The organism is Janthinobacterium sp. 1L-D-8-B-C4, from assembly GCF_057291295.1.
The window spans coordinates 136908-160829 of sequence record NZ_JBXAVX010000017.1 but is presented as its reverse complement, the minus strand read 5'-3'; the positions used below and the strand labels follow the sequence as shown (position 1 = coordinate 160829).

Here is a 23922-nt window from a genome sequence, read left to right as displayed (position 1 = left end):
GATATGCGAAATTGTGAAATCGGACGTACTCCATCCGAAATTACGGATTGATATCGAATAAGTCAGATTAGGCTATACCCTAACCTGATGTCAGATGCTGTACGCAAACAACGTCAGAATAGAGTCTTAATTCATATTTATTGACACATTCAGCCAAAGGTAATAGATTTCATCCTGACACTTTTACCTTTGGAGGAATTTTGCAAGGTCAACGCATCGGCTATGTCCGCGTCAGCAGCTTCGACCAGAACCCGGAACGGCAATTGGAGGGTGTTCAGGTGGCGCGGGTGTTCACCGACAAGGCTTCTGGCAAGGACACCAAGCGCCCCGAACTTGAAAGGCTGCTGGCCTTCGTCCGCGAGGGCGACACCGTGGTGGTGCACAGCATGGACAGGCTGGCACGCAACCTTGATGACCTGCGCCGCATCGTTCAAGGGCTGACGCAACGGGGCGTGCGCATGGAGTTTGTCAAAGAAGGGTTGACGTTCACCGGTGAGGACTCGCCGATGGCCAATCTGATGCTGTCGGTCATGGGGGCCTTTGCTGAATTCGAGCGCGCCCTGATCCGCGAACGTCAGCGCGAAGGAATCGTGCTTGCTAAGCAGCGCGGGGCCTACCGGGGGCGGAAGAAATCGTTGAACAGCGAACAAATTGCCGAGTTAAAACGGCGAGTCGCGGCAGGGGATCAAAAAACCTTGGTGGCCCGTGACTTCGGCATCAGCCGCGAAACCTTGTACCAGTACCTGCGGGAAGACTGACCATGCCGCGCCGCTCAATCCTGTCCGCCACCGAGCGAGAAAGCCTGCTGGCACTGCCAGATGCCAAAGACGAATTGATCCGGCAGTACACGTTCAACGAAACCGATCTGTCGGTTATTCGCCAGCGTCGCGGGCCAGCGAACCGGTTGGGCTTTGCCATCCAGCTTTGCTACCTGCGATTCCCTGGCGTCATCCTGGGTGTCGATGAACTGCCGTTTCCGCCTTTGTTGCGCATGGTGGCGGCACAGCTCAAGGTTCCGGTGGAAAGTTGGGATGAGTACGGTCAGCGTGAGCAGACACGGCGCGAGCACCTAGTCGAACTGCAAGCGGTGTTTGGGTTCAAGCCCTTCACCATGAGCCACTATCGGCAAGCCGTGCATACATTGACAGAGCTGGCCTTGCAGACCGACAAAGGCATTGTGCTGGCCAGCACCCTTGTCGAAAACCTGCGGCGGCAGAGCATCATCCTGCCCGCCATGAATGCCATCGAGCGCGCAAGCGCCGAGGCCATCACCCGTGCCAACCGGCGTATTTACGCGGCGCTGGCCGATTCTTTGTTGCAGCCCCACCGTCAGCGACTGGACGAACTTCTCAAGCGCAAGGACGGCAGCAAAGTGACGTGGCTGGCATGGCTGCGCCAGTCGCCCGTCAAGCCGAATTCTCGGCACATGCTCGAACACATCGAGCGCCTCAAAGCTTGGCAGTCGCTTGACTTGCCCGCAGGCATCGAGCGTCAAGTTCACCAGAACCGTCTGCTCAAAATCGCCCGTGAGGGTGGACAGATGACACCCGCCGACTTGGCCAAATTCGAGGTGCAACGACGCTATGCCACTCTGGTAGCGCTGGCCATTGAAGGCATGGCCACCGTCACCGACGAAATCATTGACCTGCACGACCGCATCATCGGCAAGCTATTCAATGCGGCCAAGAACAAACATCAGCAGCAGTTTCAGGCTTCCGGTAAGGCGATCAATGACAAGGTGCGGATGTATGGCCGAATCGGCCAAGCCTTGCTGGAAGCCAAACAGAGCGGTAGCGATCCGTTCGTCGCCATCGAGGCCGTTATGCCGTGGGACACCTTTGCCGCCAGCGTCACGGAGGCGCAAAAGCTCGCACAACCGGAGGGCTTCGACTTTCTGCATCGCATCGGTGAAAGCTATGCCACGTTGCGCCGGTACGCGCCGCAGTTCCTGGATGTACTCAAGCTACGGGCGGCTCCAGCCGCCAAGGGCGTGCTCGATGCCATCGAGGTGCTGCGCGACATGAACACCGACAACGCCCGCAAGGTGCCCGCCAACGCGCCGACCGCATTCATCAAGCCACGATGGACCAAACTGGTGCTCACGGACGAAGGCATTGACCGGCGCTACTACGAGCTGTGCGCGCTGTCGGAGCTGAAGAACGCGCTGCGCTCGGGTGATGTCTGGGTGCAGGGATCACGTCAGTTCAAGGACTTCGACGAGTACCTGGTGCCGGTCGATAAATTTACCTCCTTGAAGCTGGCCAGCGCATTGCCGCTTGCCGTGGCCACTGATTGCGATCAGTATTTGCACGACCGGCTGGCATTGCTGGAACAGCAGCTCGCCACCGTTAACCGCATGGCGGCGGCCAATGATCTGCCGGATGCCATCATTACCGAGTCCGGCCTGAAGATCACGCCGCTGGATGCGGCGGTGCCGGAGACCGCGCAAGCCCTGATCGACCAGTCGGCGATGCTGCTGCCGCACGTCAAGATCACCGAACTCTTGATGGAAGTTGATGAGTGGACGGGTTTCACCCGGCACTTCACACATCTGAAAACCGGTGACACCGCCAAGGAAAAGACGTTGCTGCTGACGACGATCCTGGCCGATGGCATCAATCTTGGGCTCACCAAGATGGCCGAGTCCTGCCCTGGCACGACCTACGCGAAGCTGTCGTGGCTGCAAGCGTGGCACATCCGGGATGAAACGTACTCAACGGCCCTGGCCGAGCTGGTCAATGCGCAGTTCCGGCAACCCTTCGCCGCGAACTGGGGTGATGGCACCACGTCATCGTCGGACGGACAGAACTTCAGAACCGGCAGCAAGGCCGAGAGCACGGGGCACATCAACCCGAAATATGGAAGCAGCCCAGGACGGACTTTCTACACCCATATCTCCGACCAGTACGCACCTTTCAGCGCCAAGGTGGTCAACGTCGGCGTGCGCGATTCCACCTATGTGCTCGATGGCCTGCTGTACCACGAGTCGGACTTGCGCATCGAGGAGCACTACACAGACACGGCAGGCTTTACCGATCATGTCTTCGGCCTGATGCACTTGCTGGGATTCCGGTTTGCACCGCGTATCCGTGACTTGGGCGATACCAAGCTGTTCATCCCCAAGGGCGATGCCGCCTATGATGCGCTCAAGCCGATGATTAGCAGCGACAGGCTGAACATCAAGGCTATTCGCGCTCATTGGGATGAAATCCTACGGCTGGCCACTTCGATCAAGCAGGGCACGGTGACGGCCTCGCTGATGCTGCGCAAGCTCGGCAGCTACCCGCGCCAGAACGGCTTGGCCGTGGCGTTGCGCGAGCTGGGGCGTATCGAGCGCACGCTGTTTATTCTGGATTGGCTGCAAAGCGTGGAGCTGCGCCGGCGCGTTAATGCCGGGCTGAATAAGGGCGAGGCGCGCAACGCGCTGGCCAGAGCTGTGTTCTTCTACCGATTGGGTGAAATCCGTGACCGCAGCTTCGAGCAGCAACGCTACCGTGCTAGCGGCCTCAACCTAGTAACAGCGGCCATCGTGTTGTGGAACACGATCTATCTGGAGCGCGCCACCAGTGCTTTGCGTAGCCACAGCCAGACAGTCGATGACGCGCTGTTGCAGTACCTGTCGCCGCTGGGGTGGGAGCACATCAACCTGACCGGCGATTACCTCTGGCGCAGCAGCGCCAAGGTTGGTGCGGGTAAGTTCAGGTCGTTGCGACCGCTGCCACCGGCTTAACGTGCTTTATTTTCCGTTTTCTGAGACGACCCCACCTGGCGAAGTTCCGTCCTGCGGGGGCGACCAGTACGAGCAGCGCCCGGCAGTAATGGCTCGATGAGTTTCCATTCCTGATCACTCACATCAGTAGGATAACCCTTGCGCTCCTTGGGAACCCGGACCTTATGCCGTGTTCGTTGCTCTGCTGTCCACATGGCGTACTCCTATCGAAGAGGACCATTTGGACATCATAGTTGCTTCCGAGTTTTCAAACCGTCTCTAAGCGATGAATCAAGACCGCTCTGGCAAGCGCATTGCGCGACTGCTTGCCAAGCGTATCAGACTGTAACTTTCTGCAATACCACCAAGTTTCTCGTATTAAAAAAATACAGATCCTCGATTTCTAACGGTAGCCGCTAATCGGGCAGTGCTTCAAACGATGCCGAGCATTTTTATCAGGAAAAAACTGATGACTGCCAACGCCAGCAGCGACAACACGACAACTGCGGCGACCCGGCAACCGGCCCGCATGACTGAGCGCGCATCGACGCCGAGTCCGAGTGCGGCCATCGACATAATGGTGAGGAAATTCGCCGTCACGTGCATCGGCGCAATTGCCGCCTCTGGAATGGCGCCGAACGAGCGCAAGGTCAGCAGTAGCAAAAAGCCGACGATGAACCACGGGACCATATGCGACAGCGCAGGACGACGACCACCTTCGCGCCGACCAATCAGCGACAGTACCAGCACGACTGGGCCCAGCATCAGCACCCGCACCAGTTTCACCAGGGTGCCGATGTGGACGCTGCTAAGCGATATCGATGAGGTCGCGGCCAGCACCTGGGGCACCGCGTAGACGGTCAGCCCGGCAAAGACACCGAACTGCGTTGGTGAAAACGACAACAGTGACACCATTAGCGGCAGCACCAGCACCACGACAACGCCAAGCACGGCAGTGAAGGCGATCGCCGCAGCGACGTCCTTTCCATCCGCATCGATAACCGGGGCCACCGCGGCAATGGCAGAGTTACCGCAAATCGAATTGCCGCAGGCAATCAAGATGGCCATCTTGCGCGGCAGACCAAAAGCACGGCCAAGGGCAAAGCTGAGCGCAATCGCGATGGCGACCACTGCCGCGATGCCGCTCATCAGACCGATGCCGTTTTCGAGCAGCGCACCGGCGCTGACCGAAGCGCCCAGCAGCACGACCGCGATTTCCAGCAATAATTTCGCACCGACTTGGATGCCGTCTTCGAAGCGAGTATCGAGCCGATGCACCGTCCGCACGGCGGTGCCTAGAAGAATGGCCAGCACCAGGCTTTCGAGCCATGCGTGGCCAAATAAAGCGCTTTCGATGTTTTCCATTGCGTAAGCTATCGCAGTAACCACAGCGCAAAGTGCCAAGCCTGGCAGCGCGTTGCGAACGAGTTTTAGTGGTTGCTTGACCATTTGCCGCTCCTGATTCTCGAATTCAATAGAACGATTATCAAGTCGACAGATTGTTATGTCCATCTTACAATATCGAATATATCGTTCAATAGAATTGAACAATCAGATGACACTAGAACAATTGCGGATTTTTGTTGAAGTCGCCGAGCGACAGCATTTGACCCAGGCCGCCGCAGTGTTGGCGCTCACCCCTTCAGCGGTAAGTGCTTCGATCAAGGTGCTGGAAGAACGCTATGGTACTGCCCTATTCAATCGCGTCGGCCGCGGCATCGAGATCAGCGAAGCGGGCCGTATTTTCCTGATAGAAGCACGCCGCACGATCGCCAGCGCGCGCGCCGCCGAACTGACATTGGCCGAGCTGGGTGGAATGAAACGTGGCACGCTGACCATTCATGCGAGTCAGACTATCGCCAGCTATTGGCTACCCGAGTACCTCGTGCAATTTCGCCAAGCGCATCCGGCGATCGCACTGAGCGTGACCATCGATAACACCCATAATGTCGCCCAAGCAGTGCTTCAGGGGGGCGCCGACCTTGGCTTTGTCGAGGGCGCCATCGACGAGCCGACACTATCGGTCGATGCCATCGCATCCGACCAGATCGTCGCTGTAGTCGCAGCGCACCATCCATGGGCTTCAGGGAGGAGGCTGCTGCACGCGGATCTTCTTGAGGCACAGTGGATCTTGCGCGAAAAGGGGTCCGGCACGCGCTCGGCGCTCGAGTGCGCACTTCAGGCGATGCATGTCGACTTCGATGCACTCGATATCGCACTCACATTGCCGTCCAACGAAGCGGTCCGCTCCGCTGTGATGGCCGGCAAGTTCGCCACCGCCATGTCGGAACTGGTAGTAGCCTCGCATCTGCGGGCAGGTTTGCTGGCGAAAGCAAACATCGACTTGCCGGAGCGCGCGTTCTACATGTTGCGCCATCCCGAACGGTACAAGACAAAGGCATCTCTGGCGCTGGAAGCGATGATCCGCCTCTCCCAAATAGCGCGCGACGAAACGCCTGCGAAAATTAATTTGAAATAGATGGAATAAATCATCCGCAGATCCGTTCACCTCGATAACACCGGTTTTTTCCGTCCGACTGACCCAACCAGGGAGAATTTCATGAAACAAGCGACCTTCGCCGTCATCCTCGCTATCGCTTCGATCGGCAGCGCTGTCGCCAGCCCGATGAGCGATGCCGCGCAGATTCACTTTAGCGCCATTGGCGCCGGTGACACGTCCGTCATCATGCGTGGCTATGCCGACAACGCCCAGCTGACATGGGTCGGCGGGCCGCTTGACGGCATGTACGCCGGTTCCGATGCCATTCGCGCCACCTGGGAAAAGTTCGGCAAGGCTGTCGGGCCGGCGCGCGTGACTGTGCTTGCTCTGGAGGAATCGGCGAACCCAAAGGGTGCGACGATCGTCGCCAAGGTGCAGTTCGAAGGCAAGGCACAGGTCAATGTGCGCTATGTGCTGACCTACCGCGATGGCAAGCTGGTCAACGAAACCTGGCAGATCGATCCGAAACTGACCGCAGCAGCTTATTGATTAATCGACCGATACTCCAGTGACATCCATGCCCAATTCGCGCGACCAGCTGCTGGCCTGCATTCCCCGTCTGCGCCGCTATGCGCGGGCATTGGTCGGCGATCGGGCCGGCGCCGACGACCTGGTGCAGGACACGGTCGAGCGCGGATGGGGGAGACTGGCGTCATGGGAGGGTGGTAGCGATATGCGCGCATGGTTGTTCAGCATCATGCACAACCTGCGTATCGACCAGGCGCGGCGGCCTTCAGTGCCGACGGAAGCGCTCAACGAGGAGACATCGATGGCACTAGCACCTGGCAGTCCTTCAAGCGGACTCGAACTGCGCGACATGGAAACGGCCTTGCGTGCGCTGCCAGAGGAACAGCGTGAAATCCTGCTGCTGGTGGCCTTGGAAGAAATGAGTTACGACGACGTCGCGCAAACGCTCAAGATTCCCATCGGTACGGTCATGTCGCGCCTGTCGCGCGCGCGTGAAAAAATGCGCGCGAATATGGAAGGGAGAGCGTACATCGCACCCTTGAAGGTGGTCAAATGAATACCCTACCCATCACGGAAGCCGACTTGCACGCCTTCGTCGACGGCAAGCTGCCTGCCGCGCGCCGACTCGAGGTCGACGCCTATCTGGCGCAGCGCCCGGAAGAGGCGGAGCGGCTGCGCGCCTATACAGCGCAAAACGATGAACTGCGCGCGCTTTTCAATCCCGTGCTCGACGAAGCGGTGCCGGAGCGCTTAAGCGCAGCGCGACCGCGCCAGTGGCAATGGCAGCGGCTGGTAGCCGGTCTTGCCATCGCCCTGTTCAGCGGCACGACAGGGTGGCTGCTGCATGGCCAGCAGGCAGGCGAGATTCAGTACGCCCAAGGTGATTCCATGCAGGCCAGGCCGGCGCTGTACGTTGCCGGCTTGGCCCATCAGGCCGCAATCGCCCACGTTGTCTATAGCCCGGATGTCAAGCGGCCGGTGGAAATCGGGGCTGACCAGGAAGAGCAGCTAGTGGCATGGCTGTCCAAACGCCTCGGCACGGCAATTCGGCCACCCCGGCTGGGCAAACTCGGCTACGAGCTGATCGGTGGTCGCCTGCTCCCTGGCGCCCAAGGCGCGGTGGCGCAGTTCATGTACCACGACGCGACCGGGCAGCGCCTCACCTTGTACGTGTCGACCGACCAGGCGCACAACAAGGACACAGGTTTTCGCTTCGCCCAGGAGGGACCGGTGAATGTGTTTTATTGGATCGACGGCAAATTCGGCTATGCGCTGTCGGCTGGAATTAACAAGGCCGAACTGGCGCGCGTTGCCACCGCCGTGTACGACCAACTGGAGAAACCGTCATGACCTTAATGAACCGTCCCTTGTACCTTCGACGCTTGGCCACGTTCGCCGTTGCCGCCCTGATTGGCGCTAGTGCTCTCGGACAGGCCATGGCCCACCATCATGGCCAGTCGCCAGCGGCAAAGCCCCCCGTATTTATCGCCAGCACGGCCAAGCCGTTTGCCGCGCTGACGGACGATGCCATGGCCGTCATGGATGACGGCATGAAGCGCGCGCCAATGAATGGCGTTGCGGAACATGATTTCGTGACGATGATGATTCCGCACCACCAGGGCGCCATCGACATGGCGAAAGCGCTCCTGCTCACCACCAAGGATCCTGAATTGCGCAACGTCGCCCAAGGCATCATCACGGAACAGCAAAACGAAATCAACATTATGCAGGCCTGGTTGCAGCGCTACCAATCGGCTCAGGCAAAAGTTGCTCCCACTTCGATCACCAAGAAAGAATAAATCATGCAACTCCGTCACTGCGTTTTCTCGTTGACCGTCAGCAGCCTGCTCACCGCCTCCGCGTTTGCCGCTCCTGGCGCGCAAGACCGCGTCTACACCGCTGACCAGAATACCAATACCGTTTCAGTGATCAACCCGGCGACCAATTTGCTGCTCGGCCAGATCAAACTGGGCAACCAGCGTCCGGACGTGTTGTCGCCGCTATACAAGGGCGAGATCAATGTGCACGGCCTGGGCTTTTCGCCCGACCACAAGACCCTGATTGCCATTTCAAACGGCTCTAACTCGGTGGCATTCATCGACACGGCGACCAACAAGGTCAAAGGAATCACCTATATCGGTCGCTCGCCCCATGAAGGGTTTTTCACTGCCGACGGCCGCGAAGTCTGGGCGGTGGTGCGCGGCGAAGACTACATCTCGGTGATCGACCCGGTCACCTTCAAGGAGAAAAAGCGGATCGAGACGACCGCCGGCCCCGGCATGGTGCAGTTCCTGCCGAACGGCAAGCTGGCGTTCGTCGTCTCCAGCTTCAATCCCGTGGTCGACGTGATCGACATGAAGTCGCACAAGGTCATCAAGCACATTAAGGTCGTCAGCCCGTTCTCGCCGTTCCTTCAGTTCACCCCTGATTTCAAGGAAATGTGGATGACGCACAAGGATGCCGGCAAAGTGACGCGCATCGATACTGCCAGCCTGGAAGTAAAGGGCGTCATCGATACCAGCTTCATTACCAACCACTTGGCGTTCGCGAAGACTGCGGCTGGCACCCGTGCTTACGTAACGATCGGCGGTGAGAATGTCGTCAAGGTGTACACCACCGACGCCACGCCGACGCTGGTTGCGACGATCCCTACCGGCGCGTTGCCCCACGGCATCTGGACCTCCGACGACGGCACACGTCTGTATGTGGGACTTGAAAACGGCGACGCGGTCGATGTCATCGACAGCGCCACCAACAAGGTGATTGCGCGCGCACCGGTCGGCCAGGCGCCGCAGGCACTGGTGTACGTTTCGAACGCCGTGCCGCACGGCGACGGCATGACCAACCTGGTCCCGCGCGCCAACAGCGAGCCAATCAACATTGCGCTTAAACCCGCTGCCGGCGAGGCCAAGGGATTCGTTGTGGCCCGTAACCTGGGCGTGGTGGACGCGCTGGAAGTGTCGCTGTTCAAACTCAAGCCGCAGACCGCGTACAGCGTGTACGTCACCGGCCAGGCCGCGCCGGTGGCCAGTTTCAAGACGAATCCGATGGGGATGGCGAACGGCACTGCGATCGGACCGATGCGCGCCGTGAGCAACAGCCTCAACGACAAGGCCGCGACGGCGAGTCGCATCCTGGTGATGGAAGGGGACGTGGCCGTCGATCCACAAAAAGCCGTATTGAGTAGCGTGCAGTAAGCAAATCACGACAATACTGTGGCAGTATCGAGCTAACCGATTTCACAATAATAACGGAGACCAGTATGGCGAAGAACTCGTTGATATTGACGGCGGAGGCGTTGCGGCGCCGTTCCTTTATGAGGCAGGCCGGCACGCTCGGTGCCGCCGGCGTGTTCGGCAGTCCGGTATTGAGCGCGCTCGCGGCGGAGGCAGGCCACGTCACGCTGCCGTTTGAAAACGGCGAGCGCGAACTGGTCGTGTATCCTCAAAAGCGGCCGCTGATCCTGCTGACCGCCCGTCCGCCGCAGCTGGAAACTCCGTTCAGTGTGTTCAACGAATCGGTGATTACGCCGAACGATGCGTTTTTCGTCCGATATCACTGGAGCGGCATTCCCACCGCGATCGATGCGCAAACATACCGTCTCAAAGTCGGCGGCAATGTTAATACGCCGCTGGAGCTCTCGCTCGCCGACCTCAAGCAAATGGCTGACGCCACCGAACTGGTTGCCGTGAACCAGTGTTCCGGTAACAGCCGCGGCCACCTGTCGCCGCGCGCCAACGGCGGCCAGCTATCGAATGGTGCCATGGGCAACGCACGCTGGACTGGCGTGCCGCTACGCAAGGTGCTGGAAAAGGCCGGCGTCAAGGCCGGGTCGGTACAGGTCTCGTTCAACGGCCTTGACACGCCGCCCGTTGGCGACGGGCCCGATTTCATGAAGGCGCTCAATATCGACCATGCGCTCGACGGCGAAGTCATGTTGGCCTGGCAAATGAACGGTGCCGATCTGCCGATGTTGAATGGCTACCCACTGCGCCTGGTGGTGCCCGGCTACTACGGCACCTATTGGGTCAAGCATCTGTCCGACATTACCGTGACCGACAAGGTATTCGACGGATTTTGGATGAGCACGGCCTATCGCATCCCCGACAATCAGTGCGCCTGTACCGAGCCGGGAAAGGCGCCGACCAAGACCGTCCCGATCAATCGCCTCAACGTGCGCTCGTTCGTGACCAGCCTGACCGACGGCATGCACGTCAAGGTCGGGCACCAGACGGTGGTGCGCGGGATTGCGTTCGACGGCGGCTACGGCGTGAATGAGGTGGCGTTTTCATCCGACGGTGGCAAGAACTGGCAAGCCGCACAACTGGGCAAGGACCTGGGGCGCTATTCTTTTCGAGAGTGGAGCGCGGCGTTCACGCCGAAACAAAAAGGAAACCACGAACTGCTGGTTCGGGCGGGCAACCGGATCGGTCAAGGCCAACCCGCGAGCGCCCTGTGGAACCCTGCCGGCTACATGCGCAATGTGGTCGAATCGACGCGCGTCGTCGCGGTATAAGGGGAACCACATTGAAACATCCACTGATTTGCTCTCTGTTCACCATCAGTCTGATGGCTGCGGCCCCAGCTTTCGCCCTCGACATTCAGCTTCCGCCTGAAACTGCTGTCTTCAAACCCAGCGAGTTGCCGGGATATGCGCTGGCCCAGCGCAACTGCATGACATGTCACTCGGTCCATTACATCCAGTCGCAGCCCACGACATCGCCGCGCGGCTACTGGGATGCCACCGTGAGAAAGATGAAGAAACCGTTCGGTGCGCAATTCTCAGACGCGGATATCCCGGACATGGTCGATTACCTGGTCAAGACCTACGGTGCCGAACGCAGTAACGCAGTGCCGATTGCGAACGCGGCGATAAAGCCAGCTGCAGTTGCACCGAAGGCCGGCGCCACCGCAGCAATCGATACGAAAGCGTTGCTTGCCGCAAATGCTTGCATGGGATGTCATTCGATCGACAAAAAGGTCGTCGGGCCGGCATTCAAGGAAGTGGTGGCAAAGTACAAGGGCAAGGCAGACGCGGTATCACTGGTGGCGAGGAATATTCGAGCGGGCGGCGCTGGCAAATGGGGGCCTGTACCGATGCCAGCTTTCTCCCAACTGAGCGAGGGCGAAGCGATGGCCTTGGCGCATTATGTCCTGGCGCAATGAATTTGATGCCATCCCCTTCCTGTAGACGCCTTTACTGAGCATGCCCGCCGGGGACGTGCTTCGCGCCATGCCGTCGCTCGCCCCGGCACAGCCGGGGGCCGGCCGGTGCTGCTTTTCAACAACGGGCAAGCGGGCGCTGAGACAAATCAGGCCGGTTTGACCCGCTTACGCAACAGACTGCCGGCCGCGTTATCCTCGAACCGGCTGGCCTCCTCAATGTAGCCATGGACCGTGCCGTCGTGGCGCCAGCCTCCTTGCTTCTTGATGTCGCGGAAGTCGGCTCCGGCGCGGTGCGCGCTGGTGGCCATGCCACGCCGCAGACTGTGACTAGACAGGTCTAGCACGTAGTCGAGTTTGACCAGTGTCGCGCAATCCTCCAGGATCGTATTCACGCTGCCCACGCCCAGAGCGGCGCTGGCCACCGTCCCCCACTTGCTGATAGACCGAAACACCGGTCCGGCCATGATGTCGGCGGCGTCGAGCCAGGCGCGCAACGCCGCCGCCGGGCAGCAAGGGCCGTCGCTGTACGGGATCGCCTTGATGATCCCTTCGCCCAGTTGGTCAGTCTTCGAGCGCGGCAGCATGATCTCGATGCCCTCGGGTGTCCAGCCAATATGTCCGACCTCGATGGCGACCAGCTCGCTGCGCCGCAATCCGCCGAAAAAACCGATCTGCAAAAGTGCGTTGTCGCGCGTCGCCTTCAACGTGCCGGCGCTGACCAGCTGCACCACGATACGTTCCAGGTCCTCGATTGGAAGGGCCTTGGCCCTCTTCTTCGGGCGGCCGTGCGTGCGTGCGATCCCCGTCAGTGTCTTGCGCACGGTCGGTGTCGAAGCCGGATTGGGGAAGCCCAGGTGGACGTGCCACTGCGACAGTGCCGTCAGGCGCAACGCCAAGGTGCGGGGATTGAGGGTCGGCGCGTAGGTGAGCAGGTATCGGATGATCGCCGCTTCGTCGGCCGGCAACACGCCGCCCCACGCCAGGTAGTGGTTTACGGCGGACCGGTACGCCCGGCGCGTGTTGTCGGCCGTGGCGGCGGCCAGGACGGCGCGGTGCTGGGCTGCGAGCACGGCGTCCACAGCTGTAACGGCAGAGTGCAGCGCCGACGCTGGGTGTGCATCGTTATTTTCGGCGCCGTTGTCGGCGGGTTCGGGGGTGGCCATGGCTGTGTTGCTCGCGGTCGGGCTTGTAACGGGGGTTACGGCAGGATAGCACGCTGCGGATCGGCATCGGTGTCGATAATCTACATTATCGAGCCTAATTATTCACTCATTTCGGATCGATTTTATATCGTAATATAACGTACCATTACGTATTACACCGCACGTTATCTTATCCAAGGAGCGATCATGGCCAGAGCCGGTATCCTGTACTCCCACGTCGCCAAGGCGGCCGCCCAGCTGACCGCCGCCGGCAAGAACGCCACCGTCGACACCGTGCGCGAGGCCTTGGGCGGCACCGGCAGCAAGAGCACGATCGCGCCAATGCTTAAACAATGGAAGGCGCAGCACGAAGGCGAGGTCGCGGCGGCGGGCGCGGGCGTGCCGGCCGATCTGCTGGAGGCGATCAAGGGCGTCTACGACCGGGTGCAGGTAGGCGCGCAGGTTCAGGTCGAGCAGCTGCGCATTGAGCACCAGCTGGCGGCACATAAAGTCGCAAAAGCGGCGGAGGCGCTGCGCGAAGAGGTGCGCCAGCTTGGCATAGAGCGCGAAGCCCTGAAAGCCGAACTGCACAGCGTAATGGCGGCGTTCGCGCGCGAGCAGGCTGCCCGGCATCAAGATGCGGTGGCGATCGCCGCCCTGGAATCAGAAAAGACGGGGCAGGCCCAGCGCCTGGCCGACCGCACGGCCGAGGTCCGGGAGCTGGCGGACCAGCTGGCGCAGGCGCGGCGCCAGTTCGAGCACTTCCAGGAGGCGAGCGCGGCCCAGCGGCAGGATGACAAGCACGCCTACGAAACGCGGATTGCCCGCGCCGAACAGGAGGCGGCCACGCTGCGCGCCAACTTCCAGGACGGCCGCGAGGCGCTGGCCGTGCTGCGGAGCGAGAAGGCCCAGCTGGAACACACATTGCACGAGCAGCGAGACGCGGCCAGGGAGCAAGCCCGCAAGCTGTACGAGGCCACGGAAGGACTGACGGCGACGCGCGAGTTAGCTAGCAGCAGGCAGTTTGAACTGGAAATGGTGGTGGAACGCCTGGAGCATGCCCACCAGGCGAATGAGCGGCTGGAGGCTCGCGTTAGCGAGCTGGAGGGCGAGAACGCGGATTTGAAAAAGAAACCCGCCGCAGCCAGTCCGAAAACACGGAAGACAAAAACGTAAAGCGCTTTACCTTTTTAAATTTAATGGGTTCGAATGATGCGAACCATTGTCAGGGCGATCCTTCTACCGGCGCACCACACAAACCTTTCAGCGAAGGATCGGACCGAATGCCACGCCGCTCACTGCTGTCCGATACCGAACGCGACAGCTTATTGGTATTGCCACAAAGTCAGGATGATTTGATTCAGCAATACAGCTTCACGGATGCCGACCTGGCGTTGATCCGGCAGCGGCGCGGGGCAGCGAATCGCCTTGGGTTTGCGGTCCAGATGTGCCTGTTGCGCTATCCCGGCTACGCGCTTGCCAGCGACACCGCGCTGCCGGATTCGGTGTTGCACTGGATCGCCAAGCAGGTGCGCAGCGACGCCGGCGCCTGGCCGGAATACGGCGAGCGGGAGAAGACGCGCAACGAACACCTGCACGAGCTGCGCGCCTACCTGGGACTGTCAGTCTTCGGCCTGCCGGACTTCCGCAAGCTGGTGGACAGCCTGGCCGACCTCGCTATGCAGACCGACAAGGCGATGGTCCTCGCCGCGCATTCCCTTGAAACGCTGCGCCAGAAGCGCATCATCCTGCCGGCGCTCACTGTCATCGAGCGGGCCTGCGCCGAGGCCGTGACGCGGGCCAACCGGCGCATTTACCGCGCGCTGATCGATCCGCTGGAGCGGCACCACAAGCGCTCGCTTGACAACCTGCTCAACGTGGCGCCTGACATGAGCATCACCTGGCTTGTGTGGCTGCGCCAGTCTCCGCTCAAGCCCAATTCCCGCTACATGCGCGAACACATCGAAAGGCTCAAGGTGTTTCAGTCTCTGGCACTGCCGGAGGGGCTTGGCCGCCAGATCCACCAGAATCGCCTGCTGAAGATGGCGCGCGAGGGTGCGCAGATGACGCCGCGCGACCTGGCGAAGTTCGAGGATGAGCGGCGCTATGCGACACTGGCGGCGCTGGCCATCGAAGGCATGGCCACCGTGACGGACGAACTGGTCGACCTGCACGACCGCATCATGATCAAGCTGTTCAGCGCGGCCAAGAACAAGCATCAGCAGGACTTCCAGAAGCAGGGCAAGGCCATCAACGACAAGGTGCGCCTGTACAGCCGAATCGGGCGCGCGCTGGTCGAGGCCAAGGAATCCGGCATGGACCCGTATGCCGCGATCGAGGCCGTGCTGCCGTGGACAGACTTCACGCAAAGCGTGACCGAGGCGGCAGAACTGGCCCAGCCCGAGACGTTCGACCACCTGCACCTGGTGGGAGAGCAGTACAGCACCCTGCGGCGCTATACGCCTGAGTTCCTCGATGTGCTTCGGCTTAAAGCTGCGCCGGCGGCGCAAGCGGTGCTGGACGCGATCGACGTCCTGCGCGAGATGAACATGACCGGGGCGCGCAAGGTGCCGGACGATGCGCCGATCGCGTTCGTGAAGGCGCGGTGGAAGCCCCTGGTCATCACCGACGACGGTCTTGACCGCCGCTTCTACGAGATTTGCGTCTTGTCGGAGCTGAAGAATTCGTTGCGGTCGGGCGACATCTGGGTGCAGGGTTCGCGCCAGTTCCGGGACTTCGAGGAATACCTGCTACCCACGGAAAAGTTCGGGGCGATGAAATCAGCGCGCGAGCTGCCGATCGCGGTCAACCAGGACTGCGACCAGTACCTGCACGACCGCTTGCTCTTGCTCGAACAGCAACTGGCCACCGCCAACCGGCTCGCGCTGACGAACGAACTGCCCAATGCGATCATTACTGAGACAGGACTGAGGATCATCCCACAGGACGCCGTGGTGCCGGACGAGGCCCAGGCGCTGATTGACTTCGCCAGCGGCATGCTTCCCCGGATCAAGATCACCGAACTGCTGATGGACGTGGACGACTGGACCGGTTTCACGCGCCACTTTGTCCATCTTAAGAGCGGGGAGCAGGCCAAGGACCGGACGTTCCTCATGTCCGCGATCCTGGCCGACGCCATCAACCTCGGCCTGACCAAGATGGCGGAATCGAGTCCCGGCGCCACTTACGCGAAACTGTCCTGGTTGCAGGCCTGGCACATCCGGGACGAAACCTATTCGGCCGGCCTGGCTGAACTGGTCAACGCCCAGTTCAAGCACGCCTTCGCTGCGCACTGGGGCGACGGCACAACGTCGTCGTCGGACGGCCAGCGCTTCCGCGCGGGCGGCCGGGCCGAGAGCACGGGCCACATCAACCCCAAGTACGGCGCCGAGCCCGGCAAGCTGTTCTACACCCATATTTCCGATCAGTACGCGCCGTTCAGCACCAGAGTGGTCAACGTCGGCGTGCGCGACTCGACCTATGTGCTCGACGGCCTGCTGTACCACGAATCGGACCTTCGCATTGAGGAGCACTATACCGACACCGCCGGCTTCACCGACCACGTGTTCGCGCTAATGCACCTGCTGGGTTTCCGCTTCGCGCCGCGCATCCGCGATCTGGGAGACACCAAGCTGTACGTGCCGGCCAAAGTGGGCGATCACCCCGCCTTGCGCTCGATGATCGGCGGCAGCCTGAACGTCAAGCACCTGCGCGCACACTGGGACGACGTGCTGCGCTTGGCCGCCTCGATCAAGCACGGCACCGTCACAGCGTCGCTCATGCTGCGCAAGTTAGGCAGCTACCCGCGCCAGAACGGCCTGGCGATCGCGCTGCGCGAGCTGGGGCGGATCGAGCGCACGCTGTTTATCCTGGACTGGCTCCAGAACGTCGAGCTGCGCCGACGCGTACACGCCGGTTTGAACAAAGGCGAAGCGCGCAATGCGCTGGCCAGGGCGGTATTCATCCACCGGCTGGGCGAGATCCGCGACAGGTCGTTTGAGCAGCAGCGGTACCGCGCCAGCGGCCTGAATTTGGTGACGGCCGCAATCGTACTGTGGAACACGGTCTACCTGGAGCGGGCGACGCAGGCCTTACGTGAGAAAGGCAAGTTGCCAGACGACGGTATGCTGCAATTTTTGTCACCGCTGGGCTGGGAGCACATCAACCTGACCGGGGACTATGTGTGGCGCCAGCAGCGTATAGCCGAAGGCGGGTTCAGGGAGCTGCGCAAGCCCCAAGAGTAGGAAATATTCTAGAAAAGGGAAGATTCAGTTCGCGGCTGCGTGAATCGATTCCCCCGCCCCTCACGCAAGATTCTTAGCTTCTCTAAATAAACCAAGCCCTGCCAGCCTGGTGTGGCCAGATTGAGCCCTGGGTATTGCCGGCGGCAGTTTTCCAGGGCAGGCGACTGAGCATTGCGTTCTTCGTCACGCAGCGCATCCGAGGCGCCTCTGATAATTCGTGCAGCTTCCTCGCGCTCTCGCTGTTCTTCTTGTCTAGCGCGTAAATCCAGTGCTCGGGCATGCTCCAGTTGAAGCCGCTGTACCTCCAGCATGGCAATGAAGCGTTCAATGTTTTCGGCTAGTAGCTGACGCTCGGCGTCGGTAAGAAGCTGGCCAGCGCTTGATCCATAAACGGGCACCGCCCCGGTGTCATAGGAGCCGTATAGGAGCTTGAAGCACTCGGAGCCGAGGACGGTGAACCGCCCATTCTCCCGCACGATGTGGATGCGTTTGTACACGCTGTGGCGACAGCCGTCGCGCTGACAAATTATCCGATCTCCTTTGTCTACCTCGACTACTGCCATCAGCTGCGCGTTCGACATCTTTTATTTTTCCAAGCAAAGACCGCCCCCGGTCATAAATGTCGACTATACAGTATAGGGTCAGGGCGTTTGCAAGTCGACTGCGCGGAATGGTTTGCGGGCGATATGCTCGGCCAAATCGCCTTAGCGCCCGATTTTTTCCGTTTTCCCTATTCGCCCCTCACTGATGCCTTGGCTCGCTTCTGCTCTAGCGTTAGCTTGGGCCAAGGACAATTCGAGTTCATGGAATCGGGTTTTCAGTCCCCCCAACTCCTTTTCCAATTCTGCTACCTGCCCCAGCAATACCTCATTCCCAGTCACTTTGGCGGCAAGTTGTCGTTCCAGGTCTCCGGCATGCAGCTGCTCCGCATGAAGCTGATCGATCTTTTGATCTTGCCGACGGCCGAGCGCTTGTTGCTCGTAAAGCGCCTGTTTGGCATGTGACAGCTCGGCAACCAATTTAGCGCCTTCCTGGTTCAATCGAGTCGCCTCTTCCTGTTTGAGCACCACCGCTTGTTGCTGTTGCCGTAACTCGGCTTGCAGTTGCTGTGTCTGCTGTTCATGGCGCCGCTGATCCTGATCGCGCTGTTCCTTGACTGACTGACGATAATGCTCCAGGGAGTCGCGCGCATGGGCATGCTTTTCCTCTAGCGACCGCCGGTGCGCCTCATTTTCGGCCAGGCGCTCTTGCAAATCGGCCACCTGCTGCTGCGCTGTGTGGCGCAAGATGGTCTCATTTTGCAGACTGGAGCGAGTTTGGGTATGCGTCCGTATTTCCTCGACGCCGTCCTCCCTGGCCTGGCGCAATTGCTGTTGTAGTGCCGCCAGTTCTTTCATATAGTTGTTCACGGCCGCGGCATGGTCTCGCTCCTGCTCGGCGTTCCGAGACTCGATAGCCGAGGTCCGTTCGTCGGCTTCTTCATGCAGTCGCGCGGCCAGCCGAACCACAATATCATGCAAGGCATCGCTGATCGGCGCCTTGCGCCCGTCACCAGAGCCTTCTTCCGTCTCCAGTTCTTTCAGATATTTATGGATGGTGGTCTTGGACCCAGTGTTGCCTAATGCAACGCGGACTGCGTCGACCGAGGGGTAGCGCCCTTGCGCCAGCAACGCATCGCGCGCTTTTTTGATATCCGATTGATACAGTCCGGCGCGGGCCATGGCGTCTCCACGAAATAAGATGATGGATTACATACCATGTAATTACATACCATTTTTCGAGAAATTCAAGCTCAAATTTTCCTTGAAATTAAAGCAGGATAATATAAGGTTATCCTGTGTCAGACGTCTTTTCGTGCCATTTTGGCCGCGTTTGCTGTACATTTGCCGATAGAGCCGGACATAATTGGTGACGCCGCTCGCCACGATCTATCCAGCCGGCCTTACCCGCCCGCTTTTCAGCCTTGTCATGCCATGTCTGATATCGACCTCTTTCTGCAGGCTGCTACGCGCGAGAACACGCGAAAAAGCTATCAAAGCGCGCTCCGCGATTTTGAAGTGGAATGGGGTGGTCTTTTGCCGGCGACGCCGGATAGCGTGGCACGCTACCTGGCCGACCGTGCCGGCAAACACGCTGTCAACACCCTGCGTCAGCGATTGGCCGCATTAGCCCAGTGGCATCTCGACCAGGGCTTTCCAGACCCAACCAAGGCACCGGTAGTACGCCAAGTCTTGCGCGGTATCCAGACGCTGCACCCCGCCCAGGAAAAGCGAGCAAAACCCTTTCAGATCGATCAACTCATGTTGGTCGATCACTGGTTGACGGCCAACGCCGACGCCGCGCAATCCCAGGGAGAACTGGCCGCCGAGCTGCGGTACCGCCGCAATAAAGCATTGTTCTTGCTGGGTTTCTGGCGCGGGTTTCGCGGCGATGAGCTGACGCGCGTGCAGATCGAGCATATTCACATCACGCCAGGTGAAGGGATGACTTGCTTTTTGCCGCGCACCAAGGGTGATCGCCAGCTCAAAGGCGGCAACTTCAAGGTGCCGTTGCTATCGCGCCTATGCCCTGTCACCGCTTATGAGGAATGGATCGCTGCAGCGAGATTGACGGCTGGGCCGGTGTTTCGTGCCATTGATCGCTGGGCCAACATTAGCGCTAACGGCCTAAACATCGATAGCTTGGTGCCGCTTCTGCGTAATATCCTGCAGGAAGCTGGCGTGGATGCGCCTGAGTTGTACAGTGCCCACTCGCTGCGCCGCGGCTTTGCCAGTTGGGCAACCGCGAATGGGTGGGATCTGAGAACGCTGATGGAGCATGTGGGCTGGAAAAATGCACAGTCCGCCATGCGCTACATCGATCGGGAAGATTCCTTTAACCAGCGCCGTATTGAGCATGCCCTGCGTCCTACTGGGGGCAAGTGACTAGCCCATTAGTTAATTGCCGGACCTATCCACTGAGCATCTGATAGTCAACTGCTCGGGTTTGATCGTTGCTACTGGGTCAAAACATGTAAAAACGAGACGCGTTGCGACTGCAGCGTCTCGCAGGGAGACGCCTATCCGATACAATGGACTGTATAAATTTTCGGAATCACGATGAGTCACTCACCGCTTTTGAACCATATTCTGGAAGGAAAAGAGTATGGGCCGATTTTGAAGAGCCCCGATGTTGCGCTGCACCGGACTGAATGGCGCTCCCTGTTCAAAAGACTGATCATTTGCCCGCCGAAGGATCGCACCATTGCCGATAACTTCCACACACAATGGCATGTATCTCATCACTACATTCGGCAGCTTATAGATGACGATGCTTTGCTAATGGATATGTTATGGGTTTGGCTCCCGCGCTACAACGGTCCTTCAGTGGAACTATATCGAGGTGAGAACATTGATCGGCTTGAAAATGGTATGGTCGGAACCGCATGGACCGGCAGGGAGGAGACGGCCAGCACGTTCGCTGGCGGCTTGAACGCCGTCGGCAAAGGCGGCGTGATCCTTCAGACGATAGCCCCAGCCTCGTCAATCATCGCTGGTCCTTCCAAGCATTCCATCTATTTGGGAGAGTACGAATTCACCCTCGACACCCGTAAGCTTGGCGAGATTGTGCGAATCCGCGATTTCAGCCCATGCAACCTTCTCCTTGACCAGAGTCAGGAATGATCGTGCCGATGATGAATGTCGGGGTAATGGAGATGCGCATGGCGCAGCGGCAGATGCTGATGGGCGTGCACATGCGGTTCCTTGCCGTCCCAGCCGTCATCGTGCGTATGCTGGTGATGGGCGTCGTGGCTGTGCGTATGCGTATGGTACAGCGGCTCATGCTCGTGATCGTGCACATGCTTTTCCGTCAAATGCAGCCATATGCCGGCAGCCATCAGCGCTGCGGCTAGCCAGAACAGCAGTCCGGGTATATCGCCCAGCATGAACAGCGAGATCACCGCGCCAACGAACGGCGCCGCCGAAAAATAGGCGCCCGTGCGGGCCGTTCCCAGATGGCGCAAGGCCAGCACGAACATCACCAGGCTCAAGCCGTAACCACAAAAACCCACCAGTCCGGCGCCCAAGGAGATGCTTACGCTGGGCAAGGTGTAACCCAGGGCCAGCGCGATGGCCAGGTTGACGGAACCGGCCACCAAGCCCTTCAAGGCGGCAATTTGCAAGGCATCGCTGGCCGACACCTTGCGCGTCAGGTTGTTGTCGATGCCCCAGCACAGGCAGGCGCCGACAATGGCGATCGCGCCCCAAGGCACGCCAAGCTTTGGCACCTGCTCCCACGACAGCAGGATGCCGGCGGCGACGATCAGCAGCATGCCGATGAAAATGCGCCGATCAAAATTTTCCTTGAAGACAAACCAGGCCAGCATGGCCGTGAGTACGCCTTCGATATTGAGCAGTAACGATGCCGAGGACGCGGGCGTCAGCGTCAGGCCGAACATCAGCAGCACCGGTCCGGCAATGCCGCCGAAGGCAATCGCCCCCGCGAGCCATGGCAGATCCGTAGCCGTGAGCGTGGCGGGTTTGTCGTTACTGTTGAGGGTGAGCACCGCGCGCATCACGAAGCAGGCCAGCAAGCCCAGTCCGCTGCCCAAGTACAGCATACCGGCCAGAGTGACGGGAGCAACCTGCCCAACCAGCATTTTGGCAAAAGGCGTACTGGCGCCAAAAAGGGCCGCCGCCAGCAAGGCGTATGCGACACCCTGATGCGTACCTGGCCAAGATGAAGACGATGAGGAAGTCATACCATGCTTTCGTAGAGTGTTTTTGCTTTGGCTGCCAGTATGCACGATCTCGCGCACGCTGGCAGCGCAGCCCTCGCACGTGGCCCGTTGAAGGGCCGCATGGTGGCTTACTTGGCGACCAGCTCGGCCTTGACCGTGTTCTTGTCCGCAAAGGTGATACTGGCTTGGGCACGGGTGCCGGCCACCAGCGGCGTCGCCGTCATGGCGACCATCGTATTGTCCGCGCCAGGCTGCAAGACAACGTCGGTTTTGGTACTGCCCGAGATGATCGTCAACACACCCGTTGCGCCGGCAGTTGCGTAGTTCTTGCCCGCGCTTTTGGCATATACCGTGGCGCCCGTCTTGCCGCCCTTCAGTTCCAGCTTGATCTTGGCCTGCGCCTCATCATGATCGTGGTCGGTATGGGCCCACCCGCCAGGTGCGCTGGAAACGAGCAACAAGGTGGCCAACGTCAACATAACTTTTTTCATGCAATTCTCCATGGATGCGGCGATTTTTTGGTCGGCCTCGCCGCGATAAGCCGTCTTACATGTACGCTGCACCGTGTCATCAGCGCCGCGCAGAGAAAATCAAGCGGATTACTTACTTTTTGTAAATATCGGCGTAAAAACCGCTGGAGCGCAGGACCAGCGTCACCGGCTCGGCCGATTTATTTTTCCAGTACCAGCCGTGCACGCCCGTAAAGGGCGCGATCAGCGAGCCGCTGGAGCTGCTCACACCTTTGTCGGCGATAAAGCTCTCGAACTCGTCTTCGCGCGCGTTGACTGGCTCGCCATGGAAATCATGATTGACCACGGCGCCACCTTTCGTTTCCCAGGAATAAATCAGCGTTGCGCCCTTGGCCAGTTGGGTTTTGACCTCCAGGCCCTTGCCGGGCGCCAGCGTAATTTCCTGCTCGTCCGAACGGTACGGCACCGTTTGCTTGGCAGCAATGGTGAGCGCGCGTTCCTCGCCCGGCGCCGCTACCTGCGAGCCCTGCGGTGCGGGTGCGCTTTCGGCAGCGCTCGCCGCCGGGCGATGCAAGGTGGTCAAGCCCAGCGTCTTGCCGATTCCTGTGGGATCGATGCCGTATTCGGCAGGCAGGATCGCAACGGTCAAAATGAGGCCGGCAACCAAGGCCGCCAGGCCGGTACCGCGCAGCAGTTCTTTTTTTGCGACCGAAATGCCGCCGTTCATTGGGAGGGATGTCATGGGTGGTGCTCCTATTTGCTGAGAAAGCCGGTGAATTGGAAGCCGGCCAGAATGAATCCGGCCGTCATCAGGACGAAATTGCCGGTGGCTGCATGCCGTACAAAGCTGGCCGTGCTGCGCCAGTAGCGCATGGCGATCAGGATCATGCTCAGAGCGAGCAGCTGACCGATCTCCACGCCGACATTGAAGGCAATCATGTTCGGCACCAGGCCATCGGCGGACAGGGCAAAGTCCTGCAGCTTGGTGGCCAGTCCCAGACCATGGAAGAAACCGAAGATCAGCACGGCCGCCCGCTTGTTCGGTTGTATGCCAAAGACCGTCTGGAAGCCGCCCAGGTTGTCGAATGCGCGGTACACGATGGACAGGCCGATAATGGCGTCGACAAAATAGGCATTGATATGCCAGCCGTTGATCACGCCCAGCAGCAGGGTCGTGCTGTGGCCAATGGCAAACAGCGTCACATACAGGCCGATATCCTTCATGCGGTACAGGAAGAAGATCACGCCGCACAAAAACAGCAAATGGTCGTAGCCGGTGACCATGTGCTTGGCGCCCAGATAGATGTACGGCAGGATCTGCATACCGCTGCTGGCCTGCAGAAAACCTTTGTCGGACTCGGATACGCCATGGGCGGCCGCGACGCCAGCACATAGCCACAGCAAGGCGCTGGCCAGCCAGCTCCACCAGGCGCCAAGGCCCGGCTTGTTCGTCATCAATTTCATGTGTTGCTCCTGTTAAAAGTCATAGTGTCGGGAGACGCC

22 protein-coding genes are annotated in these 23922 nt (G+C 59.8%); 14 read left to right on the top strand and 8 right to left on the bottom strand.

Features of this window, described 5'->3' with window-relative positions; genetic code table 11:
* The first annotated feature begins 200 nt into the window (after positions 1-200).
* Both AC0Z42_RS25120 and AC0Z42_RS25115 read left to right on the top strand, forming a co-directional pair.
* Positions 201-758: a recombinase family protein gene (locus AC0Z42_RS25120; protein WP_202634664.1), complete on the top strand. Its 558-nt coding sequence runs from the start codon at positions 201-203 to the stop codon at positions 756-758.
* A 2-nt stretch (positions 759-760) separates the two neighbouring features.
* The gene (locus AC0Z42_RS25115) at positions 761-3730 is read left to right on the top strand and encodes a Tn3 family transposase (protein ID WP_485470800.1); all 2970 of its coding nucleotides are present in this window, start codon (positions 761-763) and stop codon (positions 3728-3730) included.
* A gap of 411 nt (positions 3731-4141) precedes the next feature.
* Here the strand turns inward: AC0Z42_RS25115 and AC0Z42_RS25110 are convergent, their stop codons facing one another.
* A complete protein-coding gene (locus tag AC0Z42_RS25110; protein ID WP_075791083.1) occupies positions 4142-5158 on the bottom strand; it encodes a YeiH family protein in 1017 nt (338 codons plus the stop codon).
* A gap of 106 nt (positions 5159-5264) precedes the next feature.
* Between AC0Z42_RS25110 and AC0Z42_RS25105 the strand changes: the two genes are divergently transcribed.
* The 8 genes from AC0Z42_RS25105 to sorB all read left to right on the top strand — a co-directional run bounded on the left by AC0Z42_RS25105 (position 5265) and on the right by sorB (position 11843).
* Positions 5265-6188 carry a LysR family transcriptional regulator gene (locus AC0Z42_RS25105; RefSeq protein WP_036216428.1) on the top strand — a complete coding sequence of 308 codons (924 nt, stop codon included), beginning with the start codon at positions 5265-5267 and terminating at the stop codon, positions 6186-6188.
* A gap of 81 nt (positions 6189-6269) precedes the next feature.
* Positions 6270-6698 carry a nuclear transport factor 2 family protein gene (locus tag AC0Z42_RS25100; RefSeq protein ID WP_091874566.1) on the top strand — a complete coding sequence of 143 codons (429 nt, stop codon included), beginning with the start codon at positions 6270-6272 and terminating at the stop codon, positions 6696-6698.
* Between the two features lie 28 nt (positions 6699-6726).
* Positions 6727-7233, top strand: a complete 507-nt coding sequence (locus tag AC0Z42_RS25095) for an RNA polymerase sigma factor (RefSeq protein ID WP_075791081.1) — start codon at positions 6727-6729, stop codon at positions 7231-7233.
* Positions 7230-8027 (top strand): anti-sigma factor family protein, encoded by a 798-nt coding sequence (locus AC0Z42_RS25090; protein ID WP_075791080.1) that lies wholly within the window; start codon positions 7230-7232, stop codon positions 8025-8027. The genes AC0Z42_RS25095 and AC0Z42_RS25090 overlap by 4 nt, the downstream gene beginning before the upstream one ends.
* A 5-nt stretch (positions 8028-8032) precedes the next feature.
* Entirely contained in the window at positions 8033-8476 is a 444-nt protein-coding gene (locus tag AC0Z42_RS25085) for a DUF305 domain-containing protein (protein WP_051306793.1), read from the top strand.
* A gap of 3 nt (positions 8477-8479) precedes the next feature.
* Positions 8480-9874, top strand: coding sequence for a YncE family protein (locus tag AC0Z42_RS25080; RefSeq protein ID WP_485470799.1), 1395 nt, complete (start codon positions 8480-8482; stop codon positions 9872-9874).
* A 119-nt stretch (positions 9875-9993) separates the two neighbouring features.
* Positions 9994-11193, top strand: coding sequence for a SorA family sulfite dehydrogenase catalytic subunit (gene sorA, locus AC0Z42_RS25075; protein WP_485470804.1), 1200 nt, complete (start codon positions 9994-9996; stop codon positions 11191-11193).
* 11 nt (positions 11194-11204) lie between these two features.
* Positions 11205-11843, top strand: a complete 639-nt coding sequence (gene sorB / locus AC0Z42_RS25070) for a SorB family sulfite dehydrogenase c-type cytochrome subunit (protein WP_228892616.1) — start codon at positions 11205-11207, stop codon at positions 11841-11843.
* A 146-nt stretch (positions 11844-11989) separates the two neighbouring features.
* Here the strand turns inward: sorB and AC0Z42_RS25065 are convergent, their stop codons facing one another.
* On the bottom strand, positions 11990-13006 hold the full coding sequence (locus AC0Z42_RS25065) for a tyrosine-type recombinase/integrase (protein WP_083684450.1): 1017 nt from the start codon (positions 13004-13006) through the stop codon (positions 11990-11992).
* Between the two features lie 186 nt (positions 13007-13192).
* Here AC0Z42_RS25065 and AC0Z42_RS25060 point away from each other — a divergent pair, with 186 nt between their 5' ends.
* Together AC0Z42_RS25060 and AC0Z42_RS25055 are read left to right on the top strand one after the other, a co-directional pair.
* Positions 13193-14161, top strand: coding sequence for a DNA-binding protein (locus AC0Z42_RS25060; RefSeq protein ID WP_485470798.1), 969 nt, complete (start codon positions 13193-13195; stop codon positions 14159-14161).
* A 107-nt stretch (positions 14162-14268) separates the two neighbouring features.
* Positions 14269-17229 carry a Tn3 family transposase gene (locus AC0Z42_RS25055; RefSeq protein ID WP_290419606.1) on the top strand — a complete coding sequence of 987 codons (2961 nt, stop codon included), beginning with the start codon at positions 14269-14271 and terminating at the stop codon, positions 17227-17229.
* Between the two features lie 8 nt (positions 17230-17237).
* Here AC0Z42_RS25055 and AC0Z42_RS25050 read toward each other — a convergent pair whose 3' ends face one another.
* Positions 17238-17810 carry a hypothetical protein gene (locus AC0Z42_RS25050; RefSeq protein WP_485470797.1) on the bottom strand — a complete coding sequence of 191 codons (573 nt, stop codon included), beginning with the start codon at positions 17808-17810 and terminating at the stop codon, positions 17238-17240.
* Between the two features lie 123 nt (positions 17811-17933).
* A complete protein-coding gene (locus AC0Z42_RS25045; RefSeq protein ID WP_485470796.1) occupies positions 17934-18950 on the bottom strand; it encodes a DNA-binding protein in 1017 nt (338 codons plus the stop codon).
* 252 nt (positions 18951-19202) lie between these two features.
* Between AC0Z42_RS25045 and AC0Z42_RS25040 the strand changes: the two genes are divergently transcribed.
* Together AC0Z42_RS25040 and AC0Z42_RS25035 are read left to right on the top strand one after the other, a co-directional pair.
* Positions 19203-20153 carry a site-specific integrase gene (locus AC0Z42_RS25040; protein WP_070289365.1) on the top strand — a complete coding sequence of 317 codons (951 nt, stop codon included), beginning with the start codon at positions 19203-19205 and terminating at the stop codon, positions 20151-20153.
* A gap of 174 nt (positions 20154-20327) precedes the next feature.
* The gene (locus AC0Z42_RS25035) at positions 20328-20891 is read left to right on the top strand and encodes a hypothetical protein (protein WP_485470795.1); all 564 of its coding nucleotides are present in this window, start codon (positions 20328-20330) and stop codon (positions 20889-20891) included.
* Here AC0Z42_RS25035 and AC0Z42_RS25030 read toward each other — a convergent pair.
* The 4 genes from AC0Z42_RS25030 to AC0Z42_RS25015 form a co-directional block, all read right to left on the bottom strand.
* Positions 20882-21970, bottom strand: coding sequence for a DMT family transporter (locus tag AC0Z42_RS25030; protein ID WP_070289012.1), 1089 nt, complete (start codon positions 21968-21970; stop codon positions 20882-20884). The genes AC0Z42_RS25035 and AC0Z42_RS25030 overlap by 10 nt on opposite strands.
* 107 nt (positions 21971-22077) lie before the next feature.
* On the bottom strand, positions 22078-22440 hold the full coding sequence (locus AC0Z42_RS25025) for a hypothetical protein (protein WP_139142964.1): 363 nt from the start codon (positions 22438-22440) through the stop codon (positions 22078-22080).
* A 112-nt stretch (positions 22441-22552) separates the two neighbouring features.
* Positions 22553-23161 (bottom strand): hypothetical protein, encoded by a 609-nt coding sequence (locus AC0Z42_RS25020; RefSeq protein ID WP_070289015.1) that lies wholly within the window; start codon positions 23159-23161, stop codon positions 22553-22555.
* 11 nt (positions 23162-23172) lie between these two features.
* The gene (locus AC0Z42_RS25015; protein ID WP_070289017.1) at positions 23173-23883 is read right to left on the bottom strand and encodes a HupE/UreJ family protein; all 711 of its coding nucleotides are present in this window, start codon (positions 23881-23883) and stop codon (positions 23173-23175) included.
* Between the last annotated feature and the right edge of the window lie 39 nt (positions 23884-23922).